The organism is Blautia intestinalis, from assembly GCF_014297355.1.
GTDB lineage: Bacteria > Bacillota > Clostridia > Lachnospirales > Lachnospiraceae > Blautia_A > Blautia_A intestinalis.
This window is the reverse complement of sequence record NZ_JACOQE010000013.1, coordinates 63316-76084: the sequence shown is the minus strand read 5'-3', so window position 1 is coordinate 76084 and position 12769 is coordinate 63316. Positions and strand designations below refer to the sequence as shown.

12 protein-coding genes are annotated in these 12769 nt (G+C 44.0%); 3 read left to right on the top strand and 9 right to left on the bottom strand.

The annotated features are described in order from the left end of the window. Nucleotides 1-88: 88 nt before the first annotated feature. On the bottom strand, nt 89-286 hold the full coding sequence (locus H8Z79_RS14860) for a cation-transporting P-type ATPase (protein WP_225877021.1): 198 nt from the start codon (nt 284-286) through the stop codon (nt 89-91). Nucleotides 287-619: 333 nt separating this feature from the next. Here H8Z79_RS14860 and H8Z79_RS14855 point away from each other — a divergent pair, with 333 nt between their 5' ends. After that, nucleotides 620-1351 carry a DUF5714 domain-containing protein gene (locus H8Z79_RS14855; RefSeq protein ID WP_015542421.1) on the top strand — a complete coding sequence of 244 codons (732 nt, stop codon included), beginning with the start codon at nt 620-622 and terminating at the stop codon, nt 1349-1351. Between the two features lie 33 nt (nt 1352-1384). Here the strand turns inward: H8Z79_RS14855 and H8Z79_RS14850 are convergent, their stop codons facing one another. The 8 genes from H8Z79_RS14850 to H8Z79_RS14815 form a co-directional block, all read right to left on the bottom strand. Then, nucleotides 1385-2584 (bottom strand): DVU_1553 family AMP-dependent CoA ligase, encoded by a 1200-nt coding sequence (locus tag H8Z79_RS14850; RefSeq protein WP_243023246.1) that lies wholly within the window; start codon nt 2582-2584, stop codon nt 1385-1387. Continuing rightward, nucleotides 2581-3906 carry a radical SAM (seleno)protein TrsS gene (trsS, locus tag H8Z79_RS14845; protein WP_118040880.1) on the bottom strand — a complete coding sequence of 442 codons (1326 nt, stop codon included), beginning with the start codon at nt 3904-3906 and terminating at the stop codon, nt 2581-2583. The genes H8Z79_RS14850 and trsS overlap by 4 nt, the downstream gene beginning before the upstream one ends. Further along, nucleotides 3903-4337, bottom strand: coding sequence for a DVU_1555 family C-GCAxxG-C-C protein (locus H8Z79_RS14840; RefSeq protein WP_005427480.1), 435 nt, complete (start codon nt 4335-4337; stop codon nt 3903-3905). The genes trsS and H8Z79_RS14840 overlap by 4 nt, the downstream gene beginning before the upstream one ends. 3 nt (nt 4338-4340) lie before the next feature. Then, the gene (locus H8Z79_RS14835) at nt 4341-4874 is read right to left on the bottom strand and encodes a class I SAM-dependent methyltransferase (RefSeq protein ID WP_005427477.1); all 534 of its coding nucleotides are present in this window, start codon (nt 4872-4874) and stop codon (nt 4341-4343) included. Then, nucleotides 4875-5096, bottom strand: coding sequence for a DVU_1557 family redox protein (locus H8Z79_RS14830; RefSeq protein ID WP_005427475.1), 222 nt, complete (start codon nt 5094-5096; stop codon nt 4875-4877). Beyond that, nucleotides 5096-7390: a pyridine nucleotide-disulfide oxidoreductase/dicluster-binding protein gene (locus H8Z79_RS14825; protein WP_118040882.1), complete on the bottom strand. Its 2295-nt coding sequence runs from the start codon at nt 7388-7390 to the stop codon at nt 5096-5098. The genes H8Z79_RS14830 and H8Z79_RS14825 overlap by 1 nt, the downstream gene beginning before the upstream one ends. 83 nt (nt 7391-7473) lie before the next feature. Then, nucleotides 7474-10236, bottom strand: a complete 2763-nt coding sequence (locus H8Z79_RS14820) for a molybdopterin-dependent aldehyde oxidoreductase (protein ID WP_015542418.1) — start codon at nt 10234-10236, stop codon at nt 7474-7476. 36 nt (nt 10237-10272) lie between these two features. Beyond that, nucleotides 10273-10533 carry a hypothetical protein gene (locus tag H8Z79_RS14815; RefSeq protein WP_015542417.1) on the bottom strand — a complete coding sequence of 87 codons (261 nt, stop codon included), beginning with the start codon at nt 10531-10533 and terminating at the stop codon, nt 10273-10275. Between the two features lie 209 nt (nt 10534-10742). Between H8Z79_RS14815 and H8Z79_RS14810 the strand changes: the two genes are divergently transcribed. Continuing rightward, on the top strand, nt 10743-11672 hold the full coding sequence (locus H8Z79_RS14810) for an NTP transferase domain-containing protein (protein ID WP_015542416.1): 930 nt from the start codon (nt 10743-10745) through the stop codon (nt 11670-11672). Further along, nucleotides 11665-12738 carry a histidine phosphatase family protein gene (locus tag H8Z79_RS14805; protein ID WP_015542415.1) on the top strand — a complete coding sequence of 358 codons (1074 nt, stop codon included), beginning with the start codon at nt 11665-11667 and terminating at the stop codon, nt 12736-12738. The genes H8Z79_RS14810 and H8Z79_RS14805 overlap by 8 nt, the downstream gene beginning before the upstream one ends. Nucleotides 12739-12769: the final 31 nt, after the last annotated feature.

The window sequence follows — 12769 nt, the reverse complement described above, 5'->3', positions numbered from 1 at the left end:
GTCGCCAAACGAATTCGAACGAGTGTATGAAAGAATACACACTGAGGCTGAGCTTCTGGCAGGTTAAAATGGGGAGAATTTTCTCATTTTAACTTGTACTAAATCTTGACATAGGACCATACTGTTCAAAGAAAATCTGCAGGATACCTTTCTTCTTTCCTTCTGTAAGTTCATTCCACCCACACTTTTCTCTGGATCTTTTCACCTGTTCACTCGTAAGCCCAGATTTCTTGCCATTCACCCTTTCAAGAACCTCTTCTACCGTCTGCTGATAAATTTCCTTCATCACTTTCGCCTCCTTGTTTCTAAGTATTTACTACCTGGATTTCTTATTCAATGAAAGACCTCTTTGATAAAAAAATATAAAAAAAGGAGACCTTCATTGCATAATAAAAATGCAATAAAAGTCTCACCATTTCCTTATGATACCGGATGCTTCCACCGTACTGACGACATCACAAACGCAAATTGTTAAGCGCAGGTTACTCCCCTTTATTGGATCAAATCATATACCCAAAGTAACATGATTGTCAAGATGCTATATCATTACTTTTTCATTCTATGTTATACTTATTACATCGTTAACACTATTAAAATAAATTCTTCGGAGGTGAATCAAATGGATCATACGAATAATTCCTGTTGTTGTGGTGAAGCAGAATATTTTTCCGGATGTCTGATTTGTGGTGCTCCTATTACGTATCGTGCTGAAAGCTCTATTCAGACGTGCAGCATCTGCCATAAAGAACAATTAACCAATGCGGTCTGTGAAAATGGTCACTTTATCTGTGATGCCTGTCATAGCTATGGCACATATGCTCCGGTAATCACGACACTCAGGGACAGTACAGAAAAAGATGCTTTGCTTCTTCTGGAAAAAATTATGGATCTTCCATCTGTACATATGCATGGACCGGAGCATCATGCAATTGTCCCATGCGTTCTTCTGACAGCATTTCGCAATAATGGAGAACATATGGATTACGATGCTGCATTATCTGAGATCTGTAAAAGAGCAAAGCAGGTTCCGGGCGGTACCTGTGGTTACTGGGGTGTCTGCGGAGCTGCTGCCGGAGCCGGTATTTTCATGTCCGTTATGACTGGATCCAGTCCACTTCACAAAGATGCATGGCCGTTTCCTCAAAAACTTGTTTCCATTATTTTATCTAGACTGGCAGATGTTGGTGGACCTCGCTGCTGCAAACGAACCAGCAGAATTGCCATTGAAGAAGCTGTTCATTTTTACAGTCAGTTTTGTTCTGTAAACATTCCGTTGTCTTCTATAACGTGTAAATACTGCAAAGATAATCGCGAATGCATTCAGGAAGATTGTCCATACTATTCTGAATAACAGACAAGGCAGTGATTCCATGATACCACGAAATCACTGCCTTGTAACTCGTTTGCCAGGATACAGTGCCAGATCTTCCCACTTTACTTTTCTGCAGTTCCATGAACGAATATCCTTCTCTTCCAAAACACTCCTGATTCGTTCTTCTCCATTGTCCGATGTAAAAAGCGCTGTAATTTTCTTTTTTCCATCTACAATTTTCACACAATAATCTATCAGTTCCGGAATCTCAAACAGCAATTCATCCATCTCTCTGATACTTCCCAATGGATCCATCCGCTTTACAAAGTCCAGGCGTTTTGTTTCACTTCCACAGAGGCATCTTCCTGGAATGATCCTTGTCCAGTCACCGGTTCGATATCGAATCAACGGCTGTGCTTCCATTCCAATGGTTGTGATTACCAGTTCTCCCCACTCACCGTCCGGCAGCACATTTCCGTTCTCATCTATAATCTCTGTAATACAATGGTTTTCCCGCATATGCATGCCATCATGCGCCGTGCAGCAAATGGCACCTCCAAGCCCCATCTCTCTGGAACCATAGTGCGGCCACAGTCGTGTTTCCAGAATTTCTTCGATTGCTTTCATGACAGTTTGCGGACAGGCATCTCCGGATACCAGTGCTCTTTTTATACTGCCTTTTCCGCACATTCTAAGCATGGAAAGCAATGCCGTCGGCATTCCCACATACGTATCCGGCTGCTCCTCTTCCAGAATCCTGTTTAGTTCGCCATAAGTTCTTCCTGTCCCGGTTGAAAGAGGTTTTGCTCCCAGACGTCTGATTGCCTCCGCGATCAGTTCTCCCAATCCAAAAGAACCTGAAAATGGCATAGCCACCATCGTTATACTTCCCGGATAAATAAATTCACCCAGACCTGCCATAAAAAGTTCTATGGTATGTTCACAATCTCCTTCTGTATAAAATACACGTTTACCTGCACCGGTTGTTCCACTTGTCTGTTCTGAAATGATCCTCTGTATTTCTCCCTGGGAGCACAGTAACATCCTGCTCCCTTTCTGAGCAAGGTCGGATTCCGTTGTAAAGGGAAGGTTTTTCAGATCAGCAAGGCTTTCCAGCCTTTCTGGCAGATCTCTGTAAAACCCCTGCCTTTCTTTTTCTTTTTTCAAAACAGCATTCAGTTTATCCAGCTGTATTTTGTTTATTGCTTCCCTTGTAATATCTGTAATTTCTTCCTGCTTACAGATCATTGCATCTATATTGGATCGTTTCACTTTCTGTATAAATAGGTTCCTTTCAGATTAGTCAGATTATATGCACAAAACGGCACCATTCCATAATCAGAATCCACCTCGCAGATATAACATCTTTTCAGACGTTCAAGATCCAGATTCCATGCATCCTGAAAAATCATCCCTGATACCGCAAAGGTTTCATTATGAACCCGGATCAGGAATTCATCCAGCGCATCTGTCTGTGTCATTTCTTCATCATCAAATTTTTTTGTGCTATAGCTCCACTGATTTTCCACATACTGCCTGGAATTATCGCTGGTAGTACAACAACATCCTCTGCCTGATTTCTTTTCCAGAAGTTTCAGTTCCCTCTCACCTTTTTTCAGATAACTTGCATGAAAAGAACAGTATGGATTCTCTGCTCCACCACCGGCGAAATCCTCGCTTTTCATAAGCCCGTCAGTCTGTTCCTCGATCAGCTTCAACATCTTTGGTATGGTAATCGGAGCTTGTGGACGCTGCTGAGAACATCTGCCAAAATAGCTGATCGGCTGGAAATGTACTCCTCTTACAAATGGCATATGATCCATCGCAAACTTCAGGATATCTCCAACCTGCATATCATTTACTCCTGGAGCAATGACAGGTACCAGGGCAATTCCCAGTTCCGCTTCCGAACAGTTTAACACAGCCTTTTCTTTCAGTTCCATCATAGAGCGTCCGCGCAATGTCTGATACACGTCATCTGTGACACCGTCAAATTGAAGAAATACCGTATTCAGTCCTGCTTTTTTTAGTTTTCTGGCATATCCTGCTTCCTGCGCAAGACGGATTCCATTGGTATTCAATTGAAAAAATGTGAACCCTTTTTCTCTTCCCATATGTATGATCTCCGGAAGATCCTCCCGCATGGTTGGTTCTCCTCCTGAGAGCTGTATATTGAATGGTCCCCCATGATCCATCAGAAAATCATATTGCTTTTCTATTTCATCAATTGAAAGATCACCGTTTTCCAGACATTCTCCTGCCGAAGCAAAGCATACCGGGCAGTGCATATTGCAGCGCTTTGTCACTTCCAGTATCATACAACATCCTTTTCGTTCGTGCTCCTCACAAAGTCCACAATTATCCGGGCAAGATTTCTCTTTGATTTTTGGATTTACAGGAGTCTCCGCAGACAGGTTTTCTCTCCCCCAGGAAAGATACTCTGCTGCCGTTCCTTCCCAGATCAGTGTCTGAAACTTTCCGTGGATATCACATTCTTTCACCAGATAAATGCCATCTTCACCAATACATTTTTTAGCCGTAAGCACTTTCATACATATCGGACATACACTTTTTGTTTTACCCAGCGTAATCATAGTTCCAATATTCCCCGTTCTGTCAGTATTTCTATCACTTTTGTATAAGTATCTGCAATCAACGCAGGACATTGCTCCATGACAATTCCCCAATCCAGATTGGAAGTGATGTCCTTACAATAAAAAGCACCAAACTCTTCTTCGGTCTTCTTATGGAACCACTGATATAATTCCTGCACAGCCGGTTTCATCTGTATATCTTCTTTCTCCTGCGGAGCCAGATTGCCAAGGAACAAACCTATCGCACAGGCTCCTCCTGTCAGACAGCCACATGTATCTCCACAGTAACCGATGCCGCCGCCAAGACCGCCCAAAGCCTTTACAAGCTGTGGATTCTCTTCCCCTATCGTTTCCAGTGTCAAAATCATAATCATCTGAGAACAATGATACCCCATACTGCTAAGTTCTATGATTCTTTCATAAAGATCCATATGTTACTCCTTTCTGCCAACCACCATGGTATAGCGCAGCTTCTTTCCTTTATATTCTTTCTGCAGAATCTTATACTCTTCGCAACAGAACGAATCATTCCAGATTGCTTCCAGATAATATTCACGCCAAAGTAACGTCTGATCCTCCTGCCGGAGAATGGTAAATCCTGTCTGTTCTGCCATTTCTGAAAGATTTCCAGTATCCAGATCTGACAATAATAGAAAACCTCCCTTTTTCAGAACACGCCAACATTCAGATAGTGCATTTTTCTGATCTCTGCTGACAAAAAATGCACACTGGCTGATGCAAAGATCTATACTGTCTGATGGATACTGCAAATGCAGAAAATCTCCTGTTTCCACATCACTGCCCCGTGGGAAAAGATCCACACCATGTGCATCCATCCCAAGTGATTTCAGGATTCGTATCGTGTCTCCTTCTCCAGCTCCAAGATCCAGTGCTTTCATTTCTTTTTTCCATTCTATGTTCTCCAGAAGATAAAGCGTCTGCGCTTCCCCTCCCGGATGCCTGTTCATCTATTTATCCTCCAGTGCACGCTCCACCGCAAGAACTTTTCCAAGTGCGAGTTCTTCCGGAACATACACAAATCCACACTTTGGACAGACAGGCATTTCCACAGGAAACCCATTTTCCAGATACATAAATTTTGCTTTTCCTTTTACAAGAGGAACCTTACATTTCATGCAGGTCAGCTTTCCTTCCGGATCAATCGTATAATATGTTCTTTCTACCGCCATTACTGTCCCACCCTTTTCATAATATTCATTCTGTGACTGTATGCTCTGCGTACCAGATACCCTTCTTCAGTTTCCACAAATCGCACCCAGAATGTCACATTTCCAAGTCTGCTCCTTGTCACCAGTTCTTTTGTCTCTTCATCAAAAATCGCTTCCTGGTTTTCTCTGTAATCTGATAATACACGCTCCACATCACTTTTCAGTATCATACGTTCATCCATCATACTAATAGCATCTTCTGTATATGCAACGGTATAATCTTTTTTCTCCATCATCAGTTCCTCATTCCATATATTTTTTAAAAGCTTCTCTTTTAGCACAAGCCGGTTGTAGCGTTTTTCACTGATATCCGGCATATTGACGGCATTTGTGCCATACAGAAGTTCAAGGATATGTCTGGATTCCCTGCCTTCCCTGACAAATCGGTCCCTGCATGCCATGCAGTACGTTATATATGGGGCATCGGATCGTTCCAGACACTTTTCTGTCATTTTATCTGCCATCTCTTTATTAGCGTAGGAAGTCAGTCCGCCGTATCCGCAACAGGGAGACAGATCTCTGGAATATTCTGTGTTTACAACAGTGCACCCCATATCTGCAAGAAGCTCTCTTATTATGTCCTGTGTCTGCGCATCACCCCTGGCTCCGCAGGCATCATGTATTGCAACAGGTATCTCCAGCCCTTTTGCCTGTGCGGGAAGTCCGATTTCCTTTAAGATCTCCCAGATTCCTGTGACTCTGACACCAAGACTCTCTTTTAACTGTTTCATACAGCTTGGACAGCCTGCTATGATCATGGGATCTCCCAGCTTTGCAAGCTCCTGCTTCAGCTGTTCATTTACCTTTTCTGTCATTTCATAGCGTCCTGCCCATTCACTGATAGCACCACAGCATCCCAGCATCAGAGCAACACCGCCCTCTGTCCTCCTGCAAAGATCCTCATATGCCTCTGTGACAACATCCGGCGCTATGGCTCCTGCCTGACATCCCGGAAAAAATACATATCTGCAGGTTTCATATCCCGGCTGAGGTCTGCATAAGAAAGCCTCCGAATTGGAGAACAGCATATCCATCAGTGCAAATTCATGAGGTGCCAGAGGCATCTTGTCTGTAGATACCATATTTTCTCTTGCAGATTTGCAGACCTGGCTCATATCAAACCCATTTGGACAGGTTACAGTGCACTGTCCGCAGAGAGAACAGGAATTCATCGGTTTATTCATCTGGTGATCTCCCATAATGATCTGGGTATTATTATAAATCTCACGTGCGAGAAGACCAGGGTGCTTTTTATATTCACTTAAATAGACACAGCTTTTCATACACTCATCACAGTGGCACTGAATGCATCGCTTTGCTTCCTCCATAGCTTCTTCTTTTGAATATCCATCTATGCTGCAGGGAATCTTTTTGGAACCTTTCATCCCTTCCATATTTGTATAGAGCCTGGTAGTAACTGCTCCTTCACTGCCTCTGTTGCTGTGGGGCGAAAGGTTCTGTACAAGGAGATCTACAGTCAGGGCAGCTCTCTTTGCAGCAAAAGCCGCATCCATCACAGACTGGGCCAGACCGCTGACAATTCCCGCCTGTTCTCTCAGCATGATCTCTGCATCTGCTGTTTCTTCAGGAGCCAGCTTTTTGGCCACCTCCTCTGAAGCACAGACCACATCTGCCTCCTTCATTTTCTCTCTGATAAACGGAAGGTCAAGACTGCATCCGAATTCAAAGGAAAGATCCATGGAACTGAGACGTTTTGCTTCATTTCTACAATCTGATTCCGAAAGCTCCGGTGCTGCTGCTACAATATAGGCTTCATAATCTTTCTCCTGACAGTAAATGGTTGCAGGATACATCTTCTTTTCCAGCTCCCCTGCAAGAAACAGCGGGAATAATCCTGAGCCAAAAATCACAGCCTTTTTTTTCTTTCTGATACGAAATACACTGCTCCGTTTTCCAGATTCCCCATATCGGACAATGGCACGCTCTACTTCACGTATGGATATGCCATCACCCAGCTCACAAAGCCTGCATTTCTCCTCACAGGGTGCAGTACAGCCGCTACAGAGGATCATGGGAAATGGTGTGATCTTCTCATAGATCCCCAGAGCTTTCTTAAAATTTCCTTTTGCAGCATAAAACAGCATTTCTTTTGTATCTGCTTTGAAAGGACAGGCTGCAACACAGTACGCCGGCTGTTCATGAACACAGAGGCTGATCATATGATCCATCTCTTCCTTTGACATTCGATTTACGTGATAAACATGAGTGGAACCTCTCTCCTGTATATATGTCATAACCCGATGCTCCTTTCATTTCCAAAGGGGAGACAGTCTCCCGTCTCCCCTTATTATATCATATGATAAAATTATACTGAGAATTATTTCTCAAGTTCCTTTAATGCTGCAAGAACCTTTTCCGGACGGGCAGGAACACGTGTGATACGTGCGCCTGTAGCATTGTAGATTGCATTCAGGATCGCAGGATGAGGAGCATCCAGCGGAGCCTCACCACAGCCGGCAGCACCGTAAGGACCGCTTGGGCGATATGTTTCATTGAAATGAAGTTCAATATCATCCGGCGCATCATTTGGATACGGAATACCACAGTTCTTCAGAGAAGTATCATGGTTCAGATCCTCGAAATCTTCTGTAAGAGCAAGACCGATACCCTGTACAAGACCACCGTAGAAGTTGCCTTCTACAAGAAGTCTGTTCATGATCGTACCTACGTCAGCCACACAGGTGAATTTTTCAACTTTAACTTTACCTGTTTCTGTATTAACAGCAACTTCCGGAAGGAAGATCGTGTACATGTAGGTTGCAAACGGATCACCCTGTGCTGTATCCTGATCGATCGGATGATCTGCACAGAAGGTTGTCACCCAGTTACCTTCATATTTTGTTGCAAGACCTTCAGCCACCATCTCATCATAAGTACGGAAGGTTCCGTCTTCTTTCTTCATAGCTGCCACAAGGTTTTCTGCCGCCAGACGACATGCATTACCTGACATAACCTGTGAACGTGATCCACCTGCAGGACCTGCATTAGGACATGTCTTGGTGTCATTCATAACAAGTTTGATCTGTTCCGGTCTGATTCCGGCCTGACGAAGTGTTTCATGAGAGGATACAAGAACCCCCATGTCGGCACCCTGTCCATGATCTTCCCATGCAGCATACATTGTAACTGTTCCATCCGGATTCAGTTCTGCAAATGCATTGGATGTATCCACACCATCAAGACCACAGCCATATACACCAAGAGATACGCCGATACCATATTTGATCTTGCCATCAGAAGCTGCATTCTTCTCAGCAACACGTTTCTTGGCTGCTTCATACAGCGGACGTGCCGTCTTGAACAGATCTTCCTCGCAGTATACTTCCGGCGGATAACCGGTCGGGATCGTAGTTCCTTCTGATTCCTTGTAACAGTTCATCTCACGCATATCAAACGGATCGATTCCCATCTTGGCTGCCAGAACGTCGATCGCAATCTCGGATCCCATGTAAGACTGCGGAGAGCCGTAAGCACGAAAAGCAGATCCCCATGCATGGTTTGTAAATACTGTTGTTGATTTATTGCGGATAGAATTGATTCCATAACCGGCACCGGTGAACTGAGAAAGTCTCATTGTGAGCAGATCTCCAAATTCTGAGTATGGACCATGATCCACATAGTTATTGCCCCAGAGTGCAAGGAGTTTACCATTTTCGTCTGCTGCAAGTTTGATATTCATAAATGCAGGAGATCTCTTTCCTGTATAGGTAATATTCTGGAACTGATTGAATACCAGCGATACCGGACGCTCAAGAATCTTGACAGCTGCACCGATCAGAGCTTCATTTGTCGGAGAGAACTTGTATCCAAAGGTTCCTCCGGCATGGTTCTGAACAAGTCTCAGGTTCTCCAGCGGAACACCGATACCATCAGCGATCATCGGCATATGGAGATGGATACCGATGGATTTGGAATGAACAGTTATCATGCCGTCTTCATCAATATAGCCATAACCACAGTCCGGTTCAAGGTGAAGATGTGGCTGACGTGAACAGTAGGACTCGATCTCAACCTGCTGTGAATCCGGAATGCTGTCCCAGTCAAAGTCTGGTCCCTTGATACAGTTTGTCTCAAAGAATGCGTTTGGAGTACCAGGATGGATCTCTGCTGCATCCGGTGCGATCGCATCCATTGCATTCATATATGCAGGAAGTTCTTCGATCTCCACCTTAACTGCATCTGCTGCTGCACGTGCATGCTCTTCTGTGTCGGCAGCTACGATCGCGATCGCATCACCAAACTGGAATATCTTTTCGTCACAGAGTACAGGACGCTCAAATCCATCTGTCTTATTGTGTTTCGGAAGCATTACAAGACCATTGATCTTATTGGTTCCGCCTGCTGCCTTAATGTCCTTCGCTGTAATAACACGAACAACTCCCGGCATACTCTCTGCTTCTGTTGTATCGATACTGAGGATATTTGCGTGAGAAACCTTTGCCTGCGTAAGTGCAAGACGAAGGGTTCCCTCCGGCATCTTTAATGCATCATCTGCACCGAAATCCCAGGTACCTGTTACCTTCTGTGCCGCTGATGGACGAATATAGTTTGTACCGACGATAGAATCACCGGTCTGCTTAAATACAAGGTCTTCTTTGGTCATCTCGCCACGCATAACTGCTGCTGCCGCCATAGTCGCATCGATAAGCGGCTTGTAACCTGTACAACGGCAGAGATTGCGCTGTTTGTTAAACCAGTCTCTTACCTCCTTGCGGGTCGGACTCGGATTATTATCGAGAAGAACCTTTGCTGAAATAATAAAACCTGGTGAACAGAAACCACACTGTGCACATCCATATGCCATCCATGCAACCTGGATCGGATGCATATCAGAGATTGTTCCCACACCTTCGATCGTTGTGATCTCTGCATTGTCCGGAACACGGCTCATCTTGTAGATACAGGATCTTGTAACTTTTCCGTTCATAATAACATTACAGGCTCCGCAATGGCCTTCCCCACAGCCGATCTTACATCCTGTAAGAAGAAGATGATTACGGAGAACCTGTGCCAGTGTCTCGTCCTTATCAAGAATAAGGATCCTCTCGACACCATTGATCTTCAATGTCTTTTTAATCATGCTGCATCCCTCCTATAGAAAATATAAGCTTCAATGTTATTGATCTTCGGGCTTATGTGTTCCGCATGGATCATGATCCGCACCCTTGCCTGTCAGATCTTTGAGTCTTTCCATTCCTCGGGCAGAATAGAAAACAATGGAAGAACTGCTCCCGTCCAGATTCTCACCGCTAAGCTTCAGAACATTCGCATTCTCGTAATAATCGATTGGAAGCGTCCGGCTGTATTCCACTCCCGTGCGTTCATCTCTTACCTGTATGGTAACTTCCTTTGCGGTAATTTCAAAAACCTCATCCATAGAAAAGTTCTCCTGTTTACGTCATTTTGTATATATTCATACTATCATATTCTTGCACAATTATGCAAATTGCAAATAATTAAAACTTGGCTATTTTCGCACTACTTTAAATTTTTTCTTATGTTTTATTTAAAATTTTCACTATTTTTCTGTTTTATATGGTATAATATTATTAATTTTACACAATATTTCTCAAGGAGGTGGCAGTCATGCAGACAGGTGCGCTCATCGTTGCCGCAGGGAAATCCTCGCGAATGGGAGACTTTAAACCCATGCTTCAGCTTGGATCTATTTCCATTGCACAGCGCGTGATCAACAATTTCCGGCAGGCCGGAATCTCTAAAATAGTTGTAGTGACAGGATACAGGGCAGATGTTTTGGAACGTCACCTTGCTTCCAATAATGTAATCTTTCTTCGAAATGAAGATTATGCATCAACTCATATGTTTGATTCTGTCCGGATCGGACTGGAATATCTGAAAGATAAAGTTGACACGGTACTCTTTACGCCTGTGGATGTTCCACTGTTTACGGCCCGGACAGTCACGCAGATGCTCTCTCTGGGTTATCCCCTTGTAACTCCGGTCTGTGACGGTAATCCCGGCCATCCGCTTCTGATCCGTTCCACACTTATTGATTCCATCTTAAGTGATGACGGCAGCTCAGGTCTTGAAGGTGCTGTAGGAAACTGCGGCACACCCATGTACTTTCTGAATGTAGATGATCCAGGTATCATTCACGATGCTGATACACCGGAGGATTATGCTGAACTTCTTCGCGCCCATAACCAGAGTCTCATCCGTTCAGAAATACATATTCTGCTGGCAAAGGAAAAAGTATTCTTTGATGAGCAGCTTTATTCGCTTCTCACACTGATCCAGGAAACAGGATCTGTCCGCGATGCCTGTGAGCACATGCACATTTCCTACTCCACCAGCTGGAACCTGATCCGTACCCTGGAATCACAGCTCCATGAACCACTGGTCAGCAGAAGCCAGGGCGGTGTAAACGGAAGTCACAGCGAACTGACTCCGTACGGTGAAGAATTTCTGAAACGATATGCTCGTTTTTCAGAAGAAACTCGTAACTGTTCAGAAAAAATATTTGAAAACTGTTTCAGAGGATTTTTTAATGCGTGACCTTTATCTGGTCCGGCATGGAAAACCACAGTATCCGGATGAACATTCTTACTGTGTGGGACAGACAGATTTCTCTCTATCCATGCTTGGACACCTGCAGGCAGTCCTTCTTAATGAAGAATTGTCCGATAAAATATCAAGGATATACTGCAGTCCTTTGTTAAGAGCTGTTGAGACAGCAGGCCATATGGCACCTGAGCTTCCACATATAATTGTTTCTGATCTGTCAGAACGAAATCTGGGAGAATGGGATGGCCTTTCTTTTGATAAAATACGCCAGAGATGGCCGGACATTTATAAAGCCCGTGAAAATAACCCTGATCATCCGATCCCGGGAGCAGAAACTCCTGCTGCATCTGGTTTTCGCTTTTCGCAGGCAGTTCATAAGATTCTTTGCGCTTCTGAAGGTAATATTGCAGTGGTAGCTCATACAGATGTAATCTCTTCTTATATATATGCATTACATTCCGGTATGTACAGCAGGCAGCGGTTTCGTCTTCCCTGTGGCTCTTACTATCATCTGGAAGTGAATGAAAGAAATAATATTTCTTTCTCTGATCCCAGTTATATACTGCCTCATCCTGAATTAAATGACGGGCTATGCTTCAGGCTTCGCAATGCGGTTTCTCTGCCCCGTCATGTACAGGCTCACAGTGATGCTGTTACTGAACTTGCCTGTTGTTTATGCAATATGTTGGAATCCAATGGTTATATCTTTGATCAGAAGCTTGTTCGCTCCGGTGCACTTCTGCATGATATTGCCAGACTTCAGAGGCATCACACCAAAACAGGCGGTGAACTTTTCTTACAGTTAGGTTATCCTGAGATCAGCCAGATTATTTCACAGCACCATGGTCTGCTGGAAACCAAGCTGGATGAAGCAGCTATTGTATTTCTGGCTGATAAACTGATTCAGGAAACACAACGTGTAACCATAGAAAAAAGATTTGCCGACAGCATGAGTAAATGCAAAAGTCCAGAAGCTTGCAAAGCTCATGAGCAGCAGTTAGAACAAGCCCGCAAACTGCAGGACATGATACAGTCGCTCTGCCATATCACGCTTTAGTCCAGGCAGACATACACAACTGGAGCAGAAA

Bases quoted from the DNA above. Each gene is read 5' to 3' on its own strand.
- H8Z79_RS14860 (WP_225877021.1), bottom strand. From the start codon at position 286: ATGAAGGAAATTTATCAGCAGACGGTAGAAGAGGTTCTTGAAAGGGTG.
- H8Z79_RS14855 (WP_015542421.1), top strand. From the start codon at position 620: ATGGATCATACGAATAATTCCTGTTGTTGTGGTGAAGCAGAATATTTT.
- trsS (WP_118040880.1), bottom strand. From the start codon at position 3,906: ATGATTACGCTGGGTAAAACAAAAAGTGTATGTCCGATATGTATGAAA.
- H8Z79_RS14840 (WP_005427480.1), bottom strand. From the start codon at position 4,337: ATGGATCTTTATGAAAGAATCATAGAACTTAGCAGTATGGGGTATCAT.
- H8Z79_RS14835 (WP_005427477.1), bottom strand. From the start codon at position 4,874: ATGAACAGGCATCCGGGAGGGGAAGCGCAGACGCTTTATCTTCTGGAG.
- H8Z79_RS14830 (WP_005427475.1), bottom strand. From the start codon at position 5,096: ATGGCGGTAGAAAGAACATATTATACGATTGATCCGGAAGGAAAGCTG.
- H8Z79_RS14825 (WP_118040882.1), bottom strand. From the start codon at position 7,390: ATGACATATATACAGGAGAGAGGTTCCACTCATGTTTATCACGTAAAT.
- H8Z79_RS14820 (WP_015542418.1), bottom strand. From the start codon at position 10,236: ATGATTAAAAAGACATTGAAGATCAATGGTGTCGAGAGGATCCTTATT.
- H8Z79_RS14815 (WP_015542417.1), bottom strand. From the start codon at position 10,533: ATGGATGAGGTTTTTGAAATTACCGCAAAGGAAGTTACCATACAGGTA.
- H8Z79_RS14810 (WP_015542416.1), top strand. From the start codon at position 10,743: ATGCAGACAGGTGCGCTCATCGTTGCCGCAGGGAAATCCTCGCGAATG.
- H8Z79_RS14805 (WP_015542415.1), top strand. From the start codon at position 11,665: ATGCGTGACCTTTATCTGGTCCGGCATGGAAAACCACAGTATCCGGAT.